Here is a 19505-nt window from a genome sequence, read left to right on the forward strand (position 1 = left end):
CGTCCGGATCGTGAGACGTTTATTTCATTTTCCCGGGGGCGGAAGAAGAAGATCTTCCGTTTCCGCGGGCGGCCTGGCACGGGGTGCGCGGGGCGTCCCTTCGGGCCGGGCGCCGTGGCCCTGACGTCGGCGGGGCAGTCGGCGCTGCGGCGTCGGCGTCGGTGGGGCGTCCAGCGCTGCGGCGTCGGCGTCGGCCGGCACCCAGCGCTGGGAGCGGCGCTGCGACCTGGCCGCCCCGGCCGGCCGCCCGGCGCCGCGACCTGCCCGGTCGATGCGCTCCGCCGATGTCTGCCGATGTCACCTCACCCGACGTCGAGACGCAGCAGGTCCTCCTCCGTCTCGCGGCGGACGATGACGCGCGCCTCGCCGTCCCGCACGGCGACGACCGGCGGGCGGGTCACGTGGTTGTAGTTGCTGGCCATGGACCGGCAGTAGGCGCCCGTGGCCGGTACGGCGATCAGGTCACCCGGGGCCAGGTCGGCCGGCAGGAAGGCGTCCTTCACGACGATGTCGCCGCTCTCGCAGTGCTTGCCGACGACGCGGGCCAGCATCGGCTCGGCCTCGGAGGCACGGGAGACCAGCGCCACGCTGTACTCCGCGTCGTACAGCGCGGTACGAACATTGTCCGACATTCCCCCGTCGACCGAGACATACGTCCGCAGCCCGTCGAGGGGCTTGATCGTGCCGACCTCGTAGAGCGTGAAGGCGGTGGGCCCGACGATGGCGCGCCCCGGCTCGACGGAGATACGCGGTGTCCGCAGCTTCGCGGACTCGCACTCGCGGGTCACGATCTCGGTCAGCGCCTTGGCGATCTCGTGCGGCTCGCGCGGGTCGTCGTCGCTGGTGTAGGCGATGCCGAGGCCACCGCCGAGATCGATCTCGGGCAGCTCGACGCCGTGCTCGTCCCGGATGTCCTTGAGCAGCCCGACGACCCGATGCGCGGCGACCTCGAACCCGGACATGTCGAAGATCTGCGACCCGATGTGGCTGTGGATGCCGATGAGTTCCAGCCCGTCGAGCTGCAGGGCCCGTCGGACGGCCTCGGCGGCCTGCCCGCCGGCGAGCGGGATGCCGAACTTCTGGTCCTCGTGCGCGGTGGCGATGAACTCGTGCGTGTGTGCCTCCACGCCGACGGTGATACGAATCTGCACGGGCTGCCGCCGGCCCCGCTCCTCGGCGATGTGGGCGACACGGACGATCTCCTGGAACGAGTCGAGCACGATCCGCCCCACGCCGGCCTCGACGGCCCGCCGGATCTCGTCCTCGGACTTGTTGTTGCCGTGGAAGGCGATGCGGTCGGCGGGCATCCCGGCGGAGAGCGCGGTGGCGAGCTCGCCACCGGAACACACGTCCAGGTTCAGCCCCTCCTCGTGCAGCCACCGCACGACGGCACGCGAAAGGAACGCCTTCCCCGCGTAGAAGACGTCGGCGTCATGCCCGAACGCGGTGCGCCAGGCGCGGGCGCGCGCCCGGAAGTCGGTCTCGTCGAGGAGGTAGGCGGGGGTGCCGAACTCCTCCGCGAGCCGCGTCACCGGAAGACCGCCGACGCTGACGACGCCATCGGCGTCCCGGGTGACGGTCTGCGCCCAGACCTTGCCGTCGAGGGCGTTGAGGTCGGCGGGCGGGGCGCTGTAGTGGCCCTCGGTGAAGACGTCGGCGTGACGGGGCCCGGCGGGGTGTGCGGAACGGCTCATTTCTCTTTTGGCTCTCTCAAAGGTGTTCGGGTGCGTCGATGCCGAGCAGGGACAGGCCACCGGCCAGCACCGTCCCGGCGGCTTCGGCGAGCGCGAGCCGGGCGCGGTGGGCGGCCGAGGGTTTCTCCGCACCACGCGGCAGAACGGTGTGCAGGAGGGGCAGGACGGCATCGGCGACGTCGACGAGGTGCCGGGCGAGACGGTCGGGGGCGTGCTGGGTGGCGGCGGCGCCGAGGATGCGGGGGTGGTCGGCGAGGGGGGTGAGGACGGCGGCGAGTACGGCGCTGTGCGCGGCGCTGCGTTCGGCGCTGTGCGCGGCGCTGTGATGCGGTACGTCGATGCTGCCGGGTTCGGCGGCGAAGCCCAGGTCGGCGGCGTTGCGGACGAGGGCACGGGTGCGGGCGTGGGCGTAGCGGACGCGGAAGAGGGGGTTGCTCTCGCGCTGCGCCAGGTGGTCGGCGGTGATGCGGGGGCGGTCGTGGGGGGCGGGGTGGAGCAGCGCCCAGCGGGCGGCGGCGCGGGCGAGGGGAGTGGGGTCGGCCGGGGCGGGGGTGGGCCGGATGAGGACGACGTCGCTGGTGACGTCTGTGCCGGCGCCGTGGGTGGCGTGGGTGTCGCCGTGGGTGTCTTGGATGCCGGGGGCGTCGACGTGGACGCCGAGTACGGCCTCCCACTCGGGCTCGGGCCGGGCATCACTGCTGGTGCGGACGACGGCGCCCTGGGAACGCAGGATGCGGGCGGAGGCGTCGAGCACGACGAGGGCGCGCACCTCGTGGGGGGCGTGCAGGTGCAGGACCTGCCCGGCGAGGACGCCGCTGCGCCCGTAGCGGACCCCGTCCCGCAGAACTCGGCGTACGACGTCGACGGAGGCGTCCGCTTCCAGGGCGATGTTCAGGAACCCGGGCCCGGTGACCTCGACACCGCGGACCCCTTCGGCCCCCGCCAGATACGGCCGCAGCACCTCGGCGACCCGCAGCGGCGGCTGCCCGGCCGGCCGGGCGAGCTGGAGGGCGATGTTGGTGGCGTAGTCGCCCCATCCCCCCGGCCCGGGCGGCGTCACGACGGCCCGAGCAGGCACGACCACACTCAACCGACCCTCGTCGACAGCACGACGCACGGCGTGCAGCACGGTGCGGGAGAGCTCGACGGGGGTCACGGGACAAGCGTATGGGAGGAGGGGGGTGGGTATGCGAGCCGATTTGAGCGCTGTTCCGGGATATGGACGAGGTCAGACGAACGTCACGACGGCGCCCTGCATCAGACGAGTGTCGCTAGGACACCCGGCATCAGCCAAGCGTCGCTACGGCACCCCGCATCAGACGAGCCTCGCTGCGGCACCCGGCATCACAAACGACTGTCGCCACGGCACCCGGCATCAAACAAACGTCGCTACGGCGGCCAGCCCGGCACAGTGGCGCGGCGCCCCGCCCTCACCCACCCGTACGCCCGGCCCGTTCGGCCTCGGCAGCCCCGAGCCACTCACCCAACCCGGCGTCACCGCCCTCGGAACCCTGCTCCGCCGCCCGTTCGATCAACTGCCGCACGAGCCGCACCAGTTCCGCGGGCTCGAACGGCTTGGCAAGGAAGGCGTCGACGCCGAGATCCAGGCCGCTCTCGACCTCGTACTGCGTACAGGCGCTGACGATGGCGATGGGCAGGTGCCGGGTCAGGGGGTCCGCCCGCAGCCCGGCGGCGGTCCGCAGCCCGTCCAGCCGCGGCATGACGACGTCGAGCGTGACGACATCGGGCCGCACCTGATGGACGACTTCCAGACACTCGGCACCATCGGCCGCGGTCACGACCTCGAAGCCCTCCAGCTCGAGGTTGACCCTGATCAACTGCCGGATGACCTTGTTGTCGTCCACAACAAGCACCCGGCCAGACGCGCCTGGCACAACTTCGAGAGTAGGTCGGGACCGGCCACCGCGTCCGGGTTTTCCCCACTTCCACCCCCTGCGGGCGACCCACAACGTCCCTGACCACGGCACGACCACGGGGAAACCCGTTCATGAACACCCCGAGGGAGCTGGTAGTGTTCTACCCGTCGCCGCGAGGAACCACCACCGCGAGACACGCCCCCGTAGCTCAGGGGATAGAGCAACGGCCTCCGGAGCCGTGTGCGCAGGTTCGAATCCTGCCGGGGGCACCCTGTATGAGGTGCCCAAAGACCCCGTCACCAGCGGAAACGCTGAGGCCGGGGTCTTCGCGTATGTGCAGCCGTATGCCAGCCGGAGCGGCCGTATGTCGGGGCCTGTGGACTATTCGTGGACAGGATCTTGTGGCATCCGCCCAGGTCAGCCCCAGCAAACGAGCAGGCCCCCGGACGAGTCCAGGGGCCTGAAGCGTGGCACAGCGCGGGTCACTCGTACTCGCGCAACAGCTCTTCGATCCTGCGGTTGGCCACCTCCTGCCGGCCGTCGAGGCATTTGGCATAGCGGCCCAACAGGACCTCGACACTGTTGCCCGCTCGCTCGGCAACCTCGGTCGCGTCGACACCGGAGTTGAGCCAAGTGGACAGTGCCGAGTGCCGCAGGTCGTACGGACGCGCAGCGAGCGGTGAGGCCACCGTGGCCGGCGGTAGAGCGAGCGTACGAGCCTCCTGCCAGACGCGGTAGTACGTCGAGGAGCCGACTACTCCCCCACGCTCATTGGTGAACAGCCGCCCGTCTTCGGCGGTGCCGAAGGTATCGAGGTGCTGCCTGAGGATGGCAACGAGCTGGGGCGGGACCGGTACCGGCCGCACTTCCTCGGCAGGGCGGTTTTTCAGCCCCCGGTCGTCGTGGGTCTCCCCCGAGTCCGTCCACTGCTTTCCGGCACTGGGCCGCGTCCGGTGCAGCCACGCCGTGCCCCAGTCTGTCTCCGGCAGCTTTAGATCTGCCGCAGTGAGGCCCACAGCCTCAGCAGGACGTAAGGCCCCGTAGTACATGCAGGCGAACAGGCCGACCAGCCGACGGCCGCGGGCCCGACCATACCCACCGACGTACGACACAGCGGTCAGCAAGGAACGCGCCTGTTCTGGATTGGCCACCACCCGTGGATCGACTTCTCCAGCGACCTTCGGTTTCTTCCAGCGAATGCCAGTGATTGGGTTTTCTTTGAACTCCCCGAGGTCCACCGCGTAGTGCATGGCGTTGACGAGCGTACGGCGCTTGCGCCGAACAGTCTCCGCAGCTGCGGCTGTACCGTCCAGTTTCAGCTTCAACGCGTCCAGCACGGCCCTGGCGATTGCAGCGTCACCGAGATCGGAGAGTGGGCGGGAAGCCTTCGACACCCAGTGCAGCGCGTGCGCGATCTCATCCGGCAGTTCGCGGTCAGCCGGACCAGGAAGGACGAAAGCCCAGTTACGCAGCGCCCTCCTGATCAATTCCTCCGGCGGCCGGCCCGGTCGATCGTCGAGCAGGTTCATGGTCACTGCGGTAAGCGACTCGTTGATGCCACTACGTGTGTTGGGAGCGGCGTGCGGCCACTTCATGGCGAGGTACCTCAGAGCGAAGGCGTACCAGCTCGTAGAGGCCGCCTTTTCGACCACCGAGTCAGGCAGCCCCGTGACCGTGTCGAACTCCTCGCCTCCATGAGCGGCCCGGAGGAGCTTGGAACGGTAGTGATCCGCCAGCCCCTTAGTGCGGAACTGTTCGGAAAATACATTCCCGGCCACAATCCAACGGACGTCATATGACGACTTTTTCGTGTTCCTCTTTCGGACCCCCCAGACCTTCACGTCGAGAGACTTCACGCGGCGGCCTCCAACTGCCGCAACCAGGTCCGGAAGTCGCTGCGCCAAACTCGCAACTCCCCGTTGGGAAGCTTGAAGGCGGCCGGCCCCTGCCCCAGCTCGCGCCACCGGTAGAACGTCCGCCGCGACACTCCGCCGAGCTCATTGAGAATCTGCGGGACAGTCATCAGCTCGTCTTTCACGTCAGGCTCCTTCCAGGGCTGCGAGTTCTTCGCGGGCGGTTTGGCGGTTGTGCTGGAGGGTGCGGGCGATGGTGGCGGCGAGGGCGGATTCGCCGGGGGTGTGGCCGTGTCCGGCGTACTGCCAGTCGGCCAGGACCAGGACGGTGTCCGGCTCCTGGTCGTCGAGGCCGAGGGCGGCGGCCTCTTGGGTGGCGCGGTAGTCGGCGCGGGCCTGGCGGAGTTCGCCGAGGGTGGTGGAGTAGTGGCGGGACTTGGTGGAGAAGTGGCCGCGGAAGCCGAGCATGTGCGCCCAGGCCCAGAGGCGGCGGTCTGGGTAGAGGGGGTCGAGCTCTTTGCAGGCCTCGATGAGGCGGCGGGTGTGGTCAGGCACGCCGTGGCGGTCGAGTTCGGCGAGTTCGCCGATGCGGCGGTCCAGGGTGCCTGTGTTCTCGGCGGCTTTGGTGGCGTACTTGGCGACGTAGGAGGCGACGGCTTGTTCGGTGATGTCGGAGCCGTCACCGAAGGCCTTGACGGGGCGGATGTCGAGCTGGGTGCCCCAGCGGAAGGTGCGGGCCGGTTGGTCTTCGGCGGCCGGGACGGAGACCGAGGTGTAGGAGTGCGTGGCGGCGGCGCGGATGGCGTCGTCGAGCAGCTGCACGGTGGCCCAGGCCGGTGGGGCGGTTTCGGGGCCGTCGGGGCCGTCGATGCGGATGACGGCGTGGAAGTGGACGGCGCCGCGCTTCTGAAACTCGGCGACCTTGCCGAACGACAGGCGGGCCCGCTCCTTGAGTTCGCGTTGGGTGATGCCGGCGCGGGCGGCGAGTTCGCGGCGGAGTCTGTTGGTGAAGCGCTGCCAGAGCTGTCCGGCGTGGTTGTTGAAGAGGACGGCGCCCGCGTAGTCGTAGGTGGCGGGGTCCAGGGCGGTGCCCAGTTCCGGTGCGTCCGAGGGGTGGCGGGTGCCGCAGCGGCATGCGCCGTGGTCGGGGCGGTTGTGGACTCGGCCGAAGGAGGGGGCGGTGAGGGTAGTGAAGACGCGCGGGTGCTCGCGGACGGTTGAGGGGATGTCGCGGCGGTCGTCCCCGGCCAGCCCCGCGCGGATGAGGTGGTAGGTGTCGCCCGCGTAAGTGAAGGCGCAGGCCGGGCAGCGGGAGGCACGGCGGTTGCCGCAGGCGAGGCGGAGGCGCCCGCCAGGCTCGGTCTCGGTGCTGTAGTGGTGCAGAGTCTCGCCGGAGGTCTTGTCCTTGGTCAGAGTCCAGCCGGTCAGGTGGATGGGGTCGGCGCAGCCGCCGGTGCGGCGGATCTGGTCTTCCCAGCGGGTGTAGTCGGGGGCCGAGGCCACCCTCAGCAGGTCGCCGAGGGTGGTCGGGTCGAGCAGCAGGTCAGGCACGGGCGCCCTCCCGGCTGTGGCGGGCGGGGACGGTTCCCAGGCCGTGGCAGGTCGGGCAGTGGGCGGTGATGGTGCGCAGGTGGCCGCGTGCGTCGCGGTTGCCGAGGGTGATGGCGGCGGAGGCGAAGCCGTCGCAGGCCGGGCAGATCCTCGGCGCGGGTGGGGTGTGCTGGGCCATGATGGTGGTTCCTTTCGATTGCGGTTGGAAGGAACGGCCCCGGGTGGCGGCGTGCTTGGCGGCTTGTGCGCCACTCGGTGGCCGGTCAGCGAGAGAGGCGGAAGCCCCGGCGGCTGCGGCCCTTGGCGGCGTACATGGCCGCATCGGCGGCGGCGAGAGCCTCGGTCAGCGTCGGGAGCGGCAGCTCCGCGAGGTGGCAGACGCCGACCGAGGCGGCCAGCGGCAGCACCTTCCCGGCGTAGGCGAGCGGCTGGTGCAGTGCGGCGGTGAGCGCGTCGAGATCGGCGGCGGTCAGGTCCTGGACGACGGCGACGAATTCGTCTCCGCCCAGGCGTCCGGCGGTGCCGTGGTGTCCGCACCAGGCCCGGAGGCGGTCGGCGGTGGCGATGAGGGCGGCGTCTCCGGCGGCGTGGCCGTGGGTGTCGTTGAGGGTCTTGAAGTGGTCGAGGTCGACCAGGAGCACGGCGGCGTGCGGGTGCCGGCGGATGCAGTGTTCGGCGCGGGCGGTCCATCCGGCGCGGGTGTGCAGGCCGGTGAGGGGATCGCGGCGGGCGGAGGCGAGCCGCTGGGTGAGGATGCCTCCGTGCACGGCCCAGCCGAGTAACGGCACGATGCTGGCGGCTATATGCAGATCCACGGTGTTCTCCCTAGGCGATTGCGGTTGGCTGGCAGAGCGCGGGGTCCCGGTGGCGGCGGCGTCTTGGCGGCTTGCGCGACGCCCCGGGGCCCGTTCAGCGGCGCGTGGCGTCCGAGGCGAGGAGCGAGCGCAGGACGATGGCGCAGACGGCGACCGAGACGGCCGTGACGGCGACCGTCAGGAGCATGGAGACCAGGACCGCGCCGACGACCAGGACCACGGCCGTGCCACCGCCGACGAGGGCGAGGGCGGTGCCGGGGGTGAGCTGGACGACGGGCCGGGACGGAGCCGGGGCAACGGGGGCCGGCGGCGGGGCTGGGGTGCCGGGGGCGATGGCGGTCGGCTCGACGACGACCGCGGGCGGGATGGCCGTACCGGTGGGCTGGGGCATGGTCGGGAGCTTGGGCCGGAACATGAGCGGATCTCCTTACTTGACGGCGGTGTCGATGACCGGGGCGAGGAGGCTGTCGGCGAGGAGGTAGCCGCCGAGCAGCAGCACCAGGACCAGCCAGAGCGGCGGGCGGATGAGCTTGACGCCGAGGACTCCGACGCACAGCAGGGCGAACCAGAGCGGAACGTCCACGGGTGGCCTCCTAGCGGACCTTGCAGCGGTGAGTACGGGCGGCGAGCTGGGCGGCGGACTGGCTGGAGTAGTCGGCGGACCAGCCGCAGCTGTCCGAGCTGCACACGGCGGCGTGCTTGGTCTGGCCGTGGCGGTCGCGGTGGGTGCCGATCTGCACCGGGCCGATCCGCATCACGGAGTGGAAGAAGTCGCGGGCAGGCATGTCAGTCGGTCTCCTCTCGGGTCAGGGCGGGGTCGGGGAAGGCGGCGCGGATACCGGCGGCGGTGGCCGGGTCGGCGGTGCGGCGGGCGGCTTCCTCGGCGAGCAGGTGCGCGAGGAAGGGCCGGTTGGCGGCGGTCATCTCGCGGGCGGCATCGAGGTGGTCGGCGGCGGTCAGGTCGGCCGGATCACTGGTCATGGCGTGTCTCCCGTCGGTGTCAGGTGAGTTGGGCGGCGATGGCGTCGGCCAGGTGCGGCGGGACGCCGAGCCGGGCGCGCAGGGTGTCGGTGTCGATCCGGGCGCCGGTCCGTTCCTCGTGGTCGGCGGCGACCTTGCGGGCGTGGTCGACCAGCGCAGCCGGGACAGGCACAACCGGGGACGGTTCGGCGGCGGGCAGAGCCGGGGGTTCCTCGGATGCCGGGACCGCGACAGGGTCGGTCACCGGGTCCGGCTCAGCAGCGACGGCGGCCGGTTCGGGCTCCACCGTGGGCAAGGGTTCCGGGGCCGGGACGGAGGGTGCCGGCGCATCCGGCTCCCGGCTGGTGGCGGAATGGGCAAGGAGGGTGCCGCCCATGAAGGCGAGGGCGGGCCAGGCGGCGACGAGGATGCGCAGCCAGGCCGGGACGTCGCCCAGGTCGAGGAGCCCGGCGGTGGCGACGTTGGCGCCGAGGGATGCGACCAGGGCGATCACGAACCAGCACCAGGCCAGTCGGGACGGCCCGTCCGTGCGCAGTCGGCGCCAGGCAGCGACCAGGAGCAGGTCTACGGAGATCGGGTAGGCCCAGGCTTTCCAGCCGTCCTGTCCGGCAGCGGCAGCCAGGTCGTGCAGGTGGGCGAAGGACAGTGCCCCGGCGATGACGGCTTGGACCAGGACGGCGTCCACGCGGAGTGCGGGGCGAGCCATCACAGGCTCCTTCCTGTCGGAGGCATGGGAGGGGTAGGGACCTGGCGCGAGGCGGTCGCGCCGACCGTGAGGCAGGGAAGAGGTCAGACTGTGGCGGGGGCTGTCTTGGACAGCGAGACCCGAGGCGACGGCGACGCGGCTACCGCGGGCCGGTAGGCCGCGAGGGCGGGCAGGTCGGGGGTGCGGTCGGCGTGCTTGTTGCAGATGTTCACGGCATGGCGCAGCGAGGTGTGCGGGGCGCGGATGCGGTGCCAGCCTCCGGTGGAGTCACCGGCGATGGCGAGACCGCGTGTCTCGGCGGGGATCTGAATGGCGGCCAAGACGGCGTCCGGGGAGATGTCGCCGAAGGCCATGTTGGCGGACGTTTCGTCGTTGACGCGGTGGGCGGTGCGGCCGGTGAGCTGGGCACGGAGCATAGTGATGCCCTTGCCGAGTTCAGACCCGAAACGCTGCCCGCAGATTTCCAGGTAGATACCGGCCGCGCGGCCGAGCTGGGCGAGGCGGACCAGGGCGGTGATGATGCGGTCCCGGCGCTTCTCCTCCTCCTTGCTGGCGAACAGGGCGAGTTCGGCGACCTCGTCGACCAGGACCACCACCGGTACCGGACGCACACCTTCTGGGAGGTCCCAGATGTCGGCGGCTATCTCCGCGTCCGGGATGGCGACGCTGATGCGCTGCTCGGCCCGGATGAGCTGGTAGACCTCCTCCATGTGGCTGACGAGTGCTTCGAGCAGGTCGAGGGCGGTGTCGGGGTTGTCGGCCAGCGCGGTGAACCGGCGGGCCAGGGGGAAGAGTTCGACGCCTTGCTTGCAGTCGATGCCGACCAGGGCGACATGGTGTGAGGCGAGCCCGGCGACCAGGTTGCGCTGGTAGACGGACTTGCCGGACTCGGTGGCGCCGAGGGTCAGGCCGTGCGGGACGGCGCGGTAGTCGCGGTAGTGGACTGAGCCGTCCTCCCGCAGCGCGACCGGGACCCTCATCGGGCGGCTGTCCGTCTTGGCGGGCATCTGCACCCGTGCCAGCACGTCGTAGCCGGTCATCCGCACCTCGACCACTCCCGAGCGCAGCTCACGGGAGGTGACGCCGTACATCGAGAAGGAGTGGCGCAGCCGGTCCGTGGCGGCGGCCACGTCGAAGGCGTCCTGTCCCGGTTGGAGCTTGAGCCGCAGGATCAGCCCGGTCCGGGTCGGCCGCAGGCGCAGGATGCGCGGCGGACGGGACTCGGGCACCGGCCGGTTCGTCATCCGGGCGAGCACCAGGCGCCAGCGTGAGGGCGGCACGGTCAGCCCGCAGGCTTCCATGACCGAGGCGTACCGGACCAGGACGCGCAGCGTGGCGAGCGTGACGCCGAAGGTCAGCCAGTACCAGGCGGGGCGCCGCCACCGCAGGAGACCCGCAGCGGCGACGACCACAACCCCGGCGACCATGAACCACGTCATGATCAAGCCGCCTTGGACGCCGAGCCGGTGGCGGCCAGCGAGGTGACCGCGACCGCCCGGAAGGCGATGCCGTGCCGCTTCTGGCCGTTGAACTCGTTCTCCCACGGCCGGGCGATCAGCCCGGTCAGCGCCACCGACGTACCCATGACCAGGTCACCGGAGATGCCGGTCTCGGGAACGGTGACGGACAGGATCTCGACTTCGTCGTTGGCCGCGAACATCACGTCCACGGTCATCAGCTTCGCGCCGGTCTCGGCATCCGTGGCGATCTCGCCGGTACGGCGGTCCTTGACCTTGGGCTGCGGGGTCTTGGCGACCATCACGGTCGCGGCGGAGGTGTCGACGGGGATCTGACGCATGATGGGACTCCCTTTCAGGGGCGGGAGCGGCGTACTTGCTTGGCGGTGGGTCGCCGCTCCTGTGCGTTGGCAGAGGTCCGCAGCAACTGCGGGCGTTCGGCGCTTCCAACTGGTGCGCACCAGCAGGTTGCATCTGGTGCGCACCAGCTGTCAAGCGGTGTCGCCGGTCTGGCGTCTCAACTTGCTTTCCTGCGACACCACTAGAGAAGCGCTCTCTCCAACCCACCGGTAGACAACAGGGGTTAACAGCCGTCCGGTTAACCCCTGCCGACCTGCGGTGATGTGAGGCATGCTGCTGTTACGACTCAACACCCCTACACAGGGCGGCACTACAGATGAGTGGACTCAAGGCAGCGAGGACGGCGCGGGAGTGGTCGCAGGAGCGCCTGGTCCGGGAGATCGAACGTTACGCGCGCCAGCACATGATCACTGTCGCGTCGACGGCGAGCCTGCGGGTCTACGTCTCGGAGTGGGAGAACGGCAGACGGACGATCTCCGGCCACTACGCGAAGATCCTTCGAGCACTTCTCGGGATCACGGATGACGAGCTGAGTGGCCAGTCCCAGTCAGCGCCGGCACTCGTCGCGGCCGACGGGTACGACGAACTCATAAGCCGGATCGACGCAGCTCGAAATGTCAGCATGACCATGGTCAAGACGTTCATGGATCAGACGGAACTGCTCCGCACGATGGACCGGCAGATGGGCGCCGCCAGTCTGGTCGACCAGATGACCGCCCACCTGGGGACGCTGGAAGACGCGCTCACCTTTGCGGTGCTTCCGGAGACGCGCCGTCCGGTCGCGCGGGCACTGGCGGGAGCGGCGACGTTGGCTGCCTGGCAGGCTCTCGATGTGGGTGCCGTGGAACGCGCCTGGCGTCACTATGAACTGGGCAAGCGCGCGGCCCAGGAGGCAGAAGAGCCGATGTACCTCGCGCACGCCACGGCCGAGCAGGCGTATGTGCTCTGCGATGCCGGACGCGCTGACATGGCGGTGCAGCTGGTGCGAGACGCGCAGCGGCTCGGCGGGAAAGTCATGTCCCCGCGGCTGACGGCATGGCTGTGCGCGGCTGAGGCCGAGATCTGTGCCCGAGCTGGTCTTCACGATGAGTGCCGGCGGGCCCTGGAACGCGCGGTGCGGCACCTGCCGTCTGGGGAGGATGCCCGCGACCCGGACATGCTGAGCATCTTCCTGAACGAAGGGCACTTGTCCAGGTGGCGTGGCAACGCGCTCGCGCTGATAGGCGATGACGAGGCAGTAGGCAGCTTGTACACGGCTCTCGAAACGGCCGACCCCACGTTCATCAGAGCATCGGCTGGACTGCGCTGCGATCTCGCGGAGGCGCACTTGGCGCGTGGCGAGTACGACCAGGCGCACGAGCATCTGCGGCAGGCCCGTCTGGTGGCGAGCCGTACCGGGTCAGTCCGTCATCGGCGCCGCATCGAACAGCTCACGCAGCGGTTGTAGGCGAAGCCCCGGCGCCGCGCGAGGCAAGCACGTGCAGGAGGGCGACGAGAGTGCCCGAGCCCACGAGTTCGCCACGAGCCATCAGACCGGGGATGTCGGACAGCGGCACCCAGGCGATGTGCCCCGCCTCTTCCAAGTCCGTCGGCTCGCCGACGAGCTTGGCGCCCTGGCCCACGAAGATCTCGTGTGGTGAGTCGACCATACCGACCATGGGCTGATAGGTGACCACGTGCTCCAGGAAGTTCGGTCGCCAGCCGGTCTCTTCCTGGACTTCACGCATGGCCGTCTGCAAGGGGTCTTCACCCTCGTCGACGATGCCGCCGGGCAGCTCCCAGCCGAAGGAGTCGGGGACGAAGCGGTACCGCCACATCATGAGTACGCGGTCCTGGTCGTCGATGACGGCAGCGACGGCCACGTGGTGCAGCCGCACGACGTGATGCTCGAAGCGGTTGACCCCAGGCGGTTCGACGTCGACGAGACTCAGCGTCACCCACCGGTTGTCGTACAGGGTGCGCTCACCGTGGATCTGCCAGGCCTCGACATCCGCCGGCGCTTCAGTCGTCACGGAACGATCGGGCACACGGTAGGAGCTGCGGTTGTGTACCTCAACGGTGCCTTCGGCTACGAGCCTGGCCAGCACCTGGCGCAGAGCAGTGCGACCGATGTCTAGGTCTTCCGACAAGGTCCGCTCGGACGGGAGCTTGGAACCTGGCGAGTACTTGCCCCCCGCGATCCACTCACAAATCGTGCGGTAGACCCGCTCTGACTTGGGTCCCATCCCCTGAGCACGCTCCTTGCCGTCTGTTGTCGGTCGACACAAGCGTAGCCACCAACCTACTCACGTGAGTAGGCAACGACCGAGCGGCCAGCGGCAGGCAGAGCGCGGTAAGACTTTCCCTACTTCATCAAGGCCCGCGCACGGCGCGGGCGCGCGCCGCCTCTGCGGCGCGGCCTGCCTCCTGTCTCCGCCCCGGCTGGCCGCGCCCGGCGGCGCGCTCGGCGGCTGCGGGCAGGAAGTGGGAGACACCCTCGATGGCTGAGGCCGGTCGGCTCCACGGCTTTAGGCAGCCACTTTGGCGCGAGCCTCGAAGATCATGGCCCCAACGTCGTGCTTTAGCGGGCAGGTCCACAGACTGCCCGACGCGCCGGAAGCTTACGGGGCCATGATCACTCGCGCCAAAGCAGCTCCAGCCCAAAGCCGCTCCACCGACCTACAGATAGGCCGCTCAGCTCGCTAAAGCACACTCACCGAAGAACTAGCCCAGCGTTTAGCACGCGCTCGGAGATCGCCCGTTTCGGTCAAATTTGACAGCGATACGGTTTCGCCGCCGCAACACACAGACGCCGCGGGCACGCACCAGTGCGGGCCGCGCACGACGCCGTACGTTGTCCGCACCGCTTGGTATCCTCGCGAGTCGGGATCTAGGTAGAAGCAAGGAAGGGTGCCAGCATGGCCTCTCAGGACGCCTCCGCTACGGACGGGGACGCGGCGCGCACAGCAGCTGCCCGGATCGTGCTGCCGAGGAACCGCCGGACGGAGAGCAGTGAGGCCCTGTTCGAAGTCGACGCCCCCTCTGCCGACACAACAGACGACCTAGGAGTCAAGCCGGCTGTTGCCGATCCTGAGGCACCTGAGCGCCCGCAGCGCCGCGTGATCCAAGGTGATGCCAGGCACATCCCCCTGGACGACAACGCAGTTGATCTTGTGGTGACGTCTCCCCCCTACTGGCAGAAGCGTGATTATAAGGTCGCTGGCCAAATCGGTCAGGAATCAGATCCTGCGGGCTATGTGGCGGCAATGATGGATTGCCTCACTGAATGGCGGCGAGTACTGCGCCCAACGGGTTCTGTTTTCTTGAACGTGGGCGACACTTGGAAGAATCAGTCTCTCGCAGGAATTCCCGGGCGCATTGAAGCGGCAGCTGCAGACGCGGGATGGCTTATCCGCAATCGCATCATCTGGGCGAAGACCCGAGGCATGCCTGACCCCGTTCAAAATCGCTTGGCCAGCCGACACGAATACGTTATTCACCTGACCCCCCAGCGCTCCTACTACTACGATCTTTTTGCCTATTCTCGCAAATATGGGCGGGCCGGTAGCACGGCCAACCCCGGCGACGTGTGGGATTTTCGCAACATCCCCTACGAGGAAAACAGCTCACTCTGGGATGAGGAAAGCCCGATTTCTAAAGTAGATTGGAATCTCGAAAATCCGGGCGACATTTGGGATATCGATCTCGAGCGGAACATGGCTCGCCACCTCGCACCATTCCCAAGCGAAATTGTCCAACGAGCAGTCACCCTGGCTTGTCCTCTCGTAGTTTGCTCGGAGTGCGGCCGCCCCCGTGAGAGGGTTGTCGAGAAGACGGCTGACCTTGATGCTTCACGTCCACAGGCTAAGCGCGCCATGACGATTGCTCGAGAGAAAGGGCTAACTGCAGCGCACATCGCCGCTATTCAGGCTACGGGTATCTCCGATGCTGGCAAGGCACTCCACGTGCAAACTGGAACAGGTCGCAATGCCGAACATGTTCGCCAGCTAGCAGCGGAAGCCAAAACAGCCCTAGGCGGCTACTTCCGCGAGTTCACCTTCGCCCCGAAGCGGACGGTCGCTTGGACCGATTGCGGTCATGCCAGTTGGACGCATGGCACGGTGCTGGATCCGTTCTTGGGTACAGGAACGACACTAAACGCTGCGTATGAAATGAAGCGCAGCGTCATCGGCGTCGACCTCAATCCAGTCCCGGTTCAGGAATAACTTATGAGTTAATCAGTTTGGCTACAGCCTCTCCGAACTTTCGCTCCTCAACCTCTGGATGCGGCGCAGCCAAGTTGATGCGATACTGAAACAAACTGACTTCGCCGACGTCTCCAACCTTATACATCCCTGCTTGCTGATTTTCTTGAGCAGGATGGACAAGAACTACTCGATCAGTTGCGTACCGGAGTGCGTATGCGATGACCTGATCTTCGCCGTCCCGGTCCGAACGTCGCTTGACAAGCTTATTTTTCACGTCGAGCACGCACGCTACGTCCTGCCCATTTTCACGAAGGATCACGACGTCGGGAGTAGCGAAAGAGTCGGCATACTCGAGTTTTGGGACTTCCGACCCAACATCTCGATGGTTCGTAAACAGAACACGCTTGGCCAAAGTGTTGCCGTCTGTCACAACCTCCGACCATCCGGCGCCGGCGCCGTGCATCTCCAAGGCTCGGCGAACGTATCTCTCGAAAAGATCGTTCATGTCAAAAACGATGGAGGGGAGTTGCACTCCCCCCTTGGAGCGATCCAGGAATATTTTTCTTTGCAACAGCGCAGCCCTGGCCACGTCCAAAGCGTCTCTGTAATACGCACGCAGGGATGGGAGTTCTCTTCTCCCAGTGACGTAATCGTCATCGAGGAACCGTAGTGAATGATCTAGTGACACCCCCTCGAAGGCAGCGTACAGTCTATTCAGCTCCTGGCGAGTCCGCTTCAAACTTTGCACTGAAGGATCTTGACTCTGTTCAGCAAGTCTCCAGAGTGCATACTTCAAGCAGCGATTAGCCGGGTTGTTGGCAGATCGCTCAAAATGACTCGCCCAAACCCTGTGTGTTACGCCCTGCCCTAGCAGGCGAGCCGTCTGATGAATCAGGAGGCGCCCAGCGGGAAAACTAGATTCCTGCTCAACTCGTTGGTACTCGCGGAGCAGTCCCCCTTCGATGACTCTCTCAACATGATGAATGAGCGCTGCAGAATAAAGGTCGAGTAGGAGTTCCTCCCGCCCCTCGCCGGTCTTATATGCGCGGATCACGGGAAGCGGAAGGCGGCTCGAGCCCGAGATTGTCGCCATTCGTGTGAGATTCGATACCGGAACACGGGGCTCTACGAAAATGGCTACCTTTCCATTCAAGGGGATCAACCCAATGAAACCGCGAGCCTGGAGGCGAAGCTTACCCGCACGAAACGTAACCGTCAGAAAGTCCTTCTTGCTAATCTCCGGATTTAGCATAAGCGTGCCGGACTCGTCCATGAGCTCATGTAGCGGGAGGTCGATCTGACCTTGTTCAGAGCACGGGATTACACGGGGCATGTCTGCGTAGGACATTAGGATTGTTCCGTATCAGCTTGCCCACTAGCAGATGCTTCCACCTCAGCCTCGGCATTGGAGGCTGAATCGCCGGGCGGGAAGATGGCTTGCCACCTACCCTGCACCTCTCGAAAACCTTGCTGGTCAAGCCTAAACGCCTTCTCCAGCATGAAGCGAAGTTGATACTTCCAAACCGCACCCAGCGACTCCGCATCGCTAACGTCACGAAAGAAGACGTGGCCTACTGCGGCATGCGGATTGGTCCGCGCACGCTTATTGATGAAGTCAAAGAAGCGCAGCAGGCCTTCGGCCAACGATTCCGGCAGCTCACTGATTTCCATGAACTTCTGCAGAGTATTTCTGCTTGGCTCCATGGAAACCTGAGCAAACCTACGCCCAAATGCGGCGTCAACCTCGTCCACGCCACGATCCAGAGGATTCATCGTAGCCAGCACCACCAGGTTACTTGGAACCGAGATTTCCTCACCGGACGCCAGCTTGAACGGGAGTCCTCGCTTCGATGTCTCAAGGTATGTAAGGGCCTCGCCGAAAATTCTTCCACAGTCGCCTCGGCTGAGTTCATCAATGACTAGAACGTATCTATGTGCAGCGTCTTTATGGGCTGCCTTACACATGCGAACGAAGTGCCCGTCTTCCATCTTAAAGCCGCCGCCCTCGCGGGGCCTGAACCCTTGCATGAAGTCTTCATATTGATACGAGGGATGGAATTGCACATACCTAACTCTTGCCACATCATTAGCGGTTAGTGCTTTAGCTACCTTGTTCGCCGTCCAAGATTTGCCTGTACCCGGAGGTCCGGTGTAAATGATTCCCCCGAACCTTTCCAGTAGCCATAGGGCCTCCACAGCGATAGGGTCTGTGATAGGCACTTCAGGCTCGTCAGGGCGGTTCGAGGCATGCCCGGCAGTGGCCGCAGCGATACCAATTCCCAGGTCATCTGCAGTGAGCAAGCGGATCGGGCTGTTACTCAAAGTTGCGGCCAAGGTGATTCTCCCTCCGTTTCAGTTGTGGCTAGCCAAGGGTTCAAAAGCCTCAGTCATTGACGATAGATCATCCACGGCAAACACCACCGCAGCATCCCCAGTCAGGGTCCAACCTGGATCCTGATCGAACAGGAAATTGAATTCAGTCAAGAAAGACGAACATAGATCCCACTCGCTCGGCAAACCCTCTTCCGACCTGAATCCGTGATTGCGCAACATAAACGCACTTAGAGCCACAAGCGGCGCCGGCTCACCATAGAGCAGGTGCTCGAGCACCAGCTCTGCACTGTCTTCCTTGAGACGAAAGTCGCCATCCTCGCCGATATCCACAATGCGCCTAGGAACTTGCCTGAGAGAACTAGGCGCATAGCTGCCAGCGAGATTGGCATTGAGCCAATATCGCTCAGGCCTGCTTATTTCCTGAAAAAACGGGCGATAGAATGGCTTCTTAGGTGGTCCACCTGGCATTGCGAGGTACTTGGCTAGGTCCGTCCACGTGGGCACCACCGGCGTGGGGCGCCCCTCATCAGTGGTCAGCCCGTGCAGGTAGATGTAGGCCAAGAAGAACGGGTGAATCTTGCGGGTGGTGAGGGTATCGATTGCCCAGCGGACGACCCCGGTGCTCAGCACGTAGTGCCGTGTAGTGCTTACTTGCTCGTCAGTCACGTGGATCACTCTAGGGCGACCGACATGTGCCGCGTGGACCATTCGTGGACGAAGGATGACCGGCCAAGGGATCGCAGAGACCTGAACTGCGGTGACTCATGAGCCGCAAGCGCCCTCCGGAGCCGTGTGCGCAGGTTCGAATCCTGCCGGGGGCACCCTGCATGAGGTGCCCAAAGACCCCGTCACCAGCGGAAACGCTGAGGCCGGGGTCTTCGCGTGTGTGCAGGCGTGTGCCGCTCGGAGCGGGCCTATGTCGGGGTCCGTGGACTTATTTGTGGACTGGCGGTGGGTGACGAACGCCCAGGTCGGCGGGCACCTGTCACGTCATGGTCCGAGCTTCCACGAGTGACCGCTGCACCTCGCACACCAGGTCACGGAGACGCCCCGGCGCAATGCCCTCACGTTCCATCCACTCGTCCAAGCCAGGTCGCAGGTGTCGCGTCATACCCACCCCGTGGCGACGCAGCACTGAGCGGCTGATCGAGATCTCTTCCTGCACTTCTCTGCGTAGATCATCAGTCCAGCCCTGCGCCCGGTCGCCCTCCCCCAGGGGGGACTTGAGAGTGGCCACTGCTTCATCGAGGACGACAAACAAGCCCATGGCATCTCCCAAAGATCACAAGGCGCGGTCTCTCGGATGACGACAGGAACCAACCCCTGTCCCTGTCAGCCCTTCAACGGCAGAAGCCCCTGGACGAATCCAGGGGCTTGAACCCTAACGCCGCGCGATGTCACTCGTACTCGCGCAAGAGCTCCTCGATCTTGCGGTTGGCGATCTCTTGCCGGCCGTCGATGCACTTGGCATAGCGGCTCAGCAGGACCTCCACGCTGTTGCCCGCACGTTCGGCGACCTCCGTCGGGTCCACCCCGGAGTTGAGCCAGGTCGACAGCGCCGAGTGCCGGAGGTCGTACGGTCGAGCGCGATCAGCTCCAGGGCGTGCGGTGGAGTGGACGCCACGGGCCGGGGCCCGGTGGCACGGGCCGTATCGGCGGTGCGGCGCTCGGGTCGCCGGGCGGCTGGTTC

At 66.7% G+C, this 19505-nt stretch carries 20 protein-coding genes, 1 tRNA gene and 2 pseudogenes; 3 read left to right on the plus strand and 20 right to left on the minus strand.

The annotated features are described in order from the left end of the window. Positions 1-302: 302 nt before the first annotated feature. The 3 genes and pseudogenes from lysA to ACFV6X_RS02165 all read right to left on the minus strand — a co-directional run bounded on the left by lysA (position 303) and on the right by ACFV6X_RS02165 (position 3704). Positions 303-1694, minus strand: a complete 1392-nt coding sequence (gene lysA / locus ACFV6X_RS02155; protein WP_385376334.1) for a diaminopimelate decarboxylase — start codon at positions 1692-1694, stop codon at positions 303-305. Positions 1695-1710: 16 nt separating this feature from the next. Further along, positions 1711-2850 carry an ArgS-related anticodon-binding protein NrtL gene (nrtL, locus tag ACFV6X_RS02160; protein WP_385376337.1) on the minus strand — a complete coding sequence of 380 codons (1140 nt, stop codon included), beginning with the start codon at positions 2848-2850 and terminating at the stop codon, positions 1711-1713. A gap of 274 nt (positions 2851-3124) precedes the next feature. Next, positions 3125-3704, minus strand: a pseudogene (locus tag ACFV6X_RS02165) (response regulator). A gap of 64 nt (positions 3705-3768) precedes the next feature. On the opposite strand from ACFV6X_RS02165, the gene ACFV6X_RS02170 reads away from it, so the two are divergent. Beyond that, positions 3769-3840: transfer RNA gene (locus ACFV6X_RS02170), tRNA-Arg, on the plus strand. 213 nt (positions 3841-4053) lie between these two features. Here the strand turns inward: ACFV6X_RS02170 and ACFV6X_RS02175 are convergent. The 12 genes from ACFV6X_RS02175 to ACFV6X_RS02230 all read right to left on the minus strand — a co-directional run bounded on the left by ACFV6X_RS02175 (position 4054) and on the right by ACFV6X_RS02230 (position 11275). Beyond that, positions 4054-5427, minus strand: a complete 1374-nt coding sequence (locus ACFV6X_RS02175; RefSeq protein WP_385376340.1) for a tyrosine-type recombinase/integrase — start codon at positions 5425-5427, stop codon at positions 4054-4056. Continuing rightward, on the minus strand, positions 5424-5594 hold the full coding sequence (locus ACFV6X_RS02180; RefSeq protein WP_385376877.1) for a helix-turn-helix transcriptional regulator: 171 nt from the start codon (positions 5592-5594) through the stop codon (positions 5424-5426). Before ACFV6X_RS02180 ends, ACFV6X_RS02175 begins: the two co-directional genes overlap by 4 nt. A 16-nt stretch (positions 5595-5610) precedes the next feature. After that, positions 5611-6975 (minus strand): replication initiator protein RepSA, encoded by a 1365-nt coding sequence (repSA, locus tag ACFV6X_RS02185; RefSeq protein ID WP_385376343.1) that lies wholly within the window; start codon positions 6973-6975, stop codon positions 5611-5613. Continuing rightward, positions 6968-7153, minus strand: a complete 186-nt coding sequence (locus tag ACFV6X_RS02190) for a hypothetical protein (RefSeq protein WP_385376346.1) — start codon at positions 7151-7153, stop codon at positions 6968-6970. Before ACFV6X_RS02190 ends, repSA begins: the two co-directional genes overlap by 8 nt. A gap of 85 nt (positions 7154-7238) precedes the next feature. After that, the gene (locus ACFV6X_RS02195) at positions 7239-7790 is read right to left on the minus strand and encodes a GGDEF domain-containing protein (RefSeq protein WP_385376349.1); all 552 of its coding nucleotides are present in this window, start codon (positions 7788-7790) and stop codon (positions 7239-7241) included. 94 nt (positions 7791-7884) lie between these two features. Continuing rightward, positions 7885-8205 (minus strand): SpdD-like protein, encoded by a 321-nt coding sequence (locus tag ACFV6X_RS02200; RefSeq protein ID WP_385376351.1) that lies wholly within the window; start codon positions 8203-8205, stop codon positions 7885-7887. A gap of 12 nt (positions 8206-8217) precedes the next feature. Beyond that, positions 8218-8373 (minus strand): hypothetical protein, encoded by a 156-nt coding sequence (locus ACFV6X_RS02205; protein ID WP_004987943.1) that lies wholly within the window; start codon positions 8371-8373, stop codon positions 8218-8220. Between the two features lie 10 nt (positions 8374-8383). After that, positions 8384-8575 (minus strand): mobile element transfer protein, encoded by a 192-nt coding sequence (locus tag ACFV6X_RS02210; protein WP_385376354.1) that lies wholly within the window; start codon positions 8573-8575, stop codon positions 8384-8386. Position 8576: 1 nt separating this feature from the next. Continuing rightward, positions 8577-8771 (minus strand): hypothetical protein, encoded by a 195-nt coding sequence (locus tag ACFV6X_RS02215; RefSeq protein ID WP_385376357.1) that lies wholly within the window; start codon positions 8769-8771, stop codon positions 8577-8579. A 19-nt stretch (positions 8772-8790) separates the two neighbouring features. Then, a complete protein-coding gene (locus ACFV6X_RS02220) occupies positions 8791-9477 on the minus strand; it encodes a DUF2637 domain-containing protein (protein WP_385376359.1) in 687 nt (228 codons plus the stop codon). Positions 9478-9560: 83 nt separating this feature from the next. Further along, complete coding sequence (locus ACFV6X_RS02225) at positions 9561-10916, minus strand: FtsK/SpoIIIE domain-containing protein (protein WP_385376361.1); 1356 nt, start codon at positions 10914-10916, stop codon at positions 9561-9563. Between the two features lie 2 nt (positions 10917-10918). Next, positions 10919-11275 carry a hypothetical protein gene (locus tag ACFV6X_RS02230; protein ID WP_385376364.1) on the minus strand — a complete coding sequence of 119 codons (357 nt, stop codon included), beginning with the start codon at positions 11273-11275 and terminating at the stop codon, positions 10919-10921. A gap of 422 nt (positions 11276-11697) precedes the next feature. Here ACFV6X_RS02230 and ACFV6X_RS02235 point away from each other — a divergent pair, with 422 nt between their 5' ends. Continuing rightward, positions 11698-12741 (plus strand): XRE family transcriptional regulator, encoded by a 1044-nt coding sequence (locus ACFV6X_RS02235; protein WP_385376880.1) that lies wholly within the window; start codon positions 11698-11700, stop codon positions 12739-12741. Here ACFV6X_RS02235 and ACFV6X_RS02240 read toward each other — a convergent pair. Further along, entirely contained in the window at positions 12725-13519 is a 795-nt protein-coding gene (locus ACFV6X_RS02240; RefSeq protein WP_385376367.1) for an NUDIX domain-containing protein, read from the minus strand. The genes ACFV6X_RS02235 and ACFV6X_RS02240 overlap by 17 nt on opposite strands. A 672-nt stretch (positions 13520-14191) precedes the next feature. Between ACFV6X_RS02240 and ACFV6X_RS02245 the strand changes: the two genes are divergently transcribed. After that, a complete protein-coding gene (locus ACFV6X_RS02245; RefSeq protein WP_385376370.1) occupies positions 14192-15499 on the plus strand; it encodes a DNA-methyltransferase in 1308 nt (435 codons plus the stop codon). 1 nt (position 15500) lies between these two features. Here ACFV6X_RS02245 and ACFV6X_RS02250 read toward each other — a convergent pair whose 3' ends face one another. From ACFV6X_RS02250 to ACFV6X_RS02265, 4 genes and pseudogenes are all read right to left on the minus strand, one after another. Further along, positions 15501-16829, minus strand: coding sequence for an McrC family protein (locus ACFV6X_RS02250; protein ID WP_385376373.1), 1329 nt, complete (start codon positions 16827-16829; stop codon positions 15501-15503). Next, positions 16829-17815, minus strand: coding sequence for an McrB family protein (locus ACFV6X_RS02255; protein ID WP_385376376.1), 987 nt, complete (start codon positions 17813-17815; stop codon positions 16829-16831). Before ACFV6X_RS02255 ends, ACFV6X_RS02250 begins: the two co-directional genes overlap by 1 nt. Before the next feature lie 18 nt (positions 17816-17833). Then, complete coding sequence (locus ACFV6X_RS02260) at positions 17834-18481, minus strand: hypothetical protein (RefSeq protein WP_385376379.1); 648 nt, start codon at positions 18479-18481, stop codon at positions 17834-17836. A 731-nt stretch (positions 18482-19212) separates the two neighbouring features. Continuing rightward, positions 19213-19401: pseudogene (locus tag ACFV6X_RS02265) on the minus strand (site-specific integrase); the annotation flags it as partial. Positions 19402-19505 lie beyond the last annotated feature (104 nt).

The organism is Streptomyces sp. NPDC059861, from assembly GCF_042731435.1.
In the GTDB taxonomy this organism is placed as follows: Bacteria; Actinomycetota; Actinomycetes; order Streptomycetales; family Streptomycetaceae; genus Streptomyces.

Coding starts and splice junctions, on each gene's coding strand:
- lysA (WP_385376334.1), bottom strand. CDS start 1,694: ATGAGCCGTTCCGCACACCCCGCCGGGCCCCGTCACGCCGACGTCTTC.
- ACFV6X_RS02180 (WP_385376877.1), bottom strand. CDS start 5,594: ATGACTGTCCCGCAGATTCTCAATGAGCTCGGCGGAGTGTCGCGGCGG.
- ACFV6X_RS02190 (WP_385376346.1), bottom strand. CDS start 7,153: ATGGCCCAGCACACCCCACCCGCGCCGAGGATCTGCCCGGCCTGCGAC.
- ACFV6X_RS02200 (WP_385376351.1), bottom strand. CDS start 8,205: ATGTTCCGGCCCAAGCTCCCGACCATGCCCCAGCCCACCGGTACGGCC.
- ACFV6X_RS02210 (WP_385376354.1), bottom strand. CDS start 8,575: ATGCCTGCCCGCGACTTCTTCCACTCCGTGATGCGGATCGGCCCGGTG.
- ACFV6X_RS02215 (WP_385376357.1), bottom strand. CDS start 8,771: ATGACCAGTGATCCGGCCGACCTGACCGCCGCCGACCACCTCGATGCC.
- ACFV6X_RS02220 (WP_385376359.1), bottom strand. CDS start 9,477: ATGGCTCGCCCCGCACTCCGCGTGGACGCCGTCCTGGTCCAAGCCGTC.
- ACFV6X_RS02225 (WP_385376361.1), bottom strand. CDS start 10,916: ATGACGTGGTTCATGGTCGCCGGGGTTGTGGTCGTCGCCGCTGCGGGT.
- ACFV6X_RS02230 (WP_385376364.1), bottom strand. CDS start 11,275: ATGCGTCAGATCCCCGTCGACACCTCCGCCGCGACCGTGATGGTCGCC.
- ACFV6X_RS02235 (WP_385376880.1), top strand. CDS start 11,698: ATGATCACTGTCGCGTCGACGGCGAGCCTGCGGGTCTACGTCTCGGAG.
- ACFV6X_RS02240 (WP_385376367.1), bottom strand. CDS start 13,519: ATGGGACCCAAGTCAGAGCGGGTCTACCGCACGATTTGTGAGTGGATC.
- ACFV6X_RS02245 (WP_385376370.1), top strand. CDS start 14,192: ATGGCCTCTCAGGACGCCTCCGCTACGGACGGGGACGCGGCGCGCACA.
- ACFV6X_RS02250 (WP_385376373.1), bottom strand. CDS start 16,829: ATGTCCTACGCAGACATGCCCCGTGTAATCCCGTGCTCTGAACAAGGT.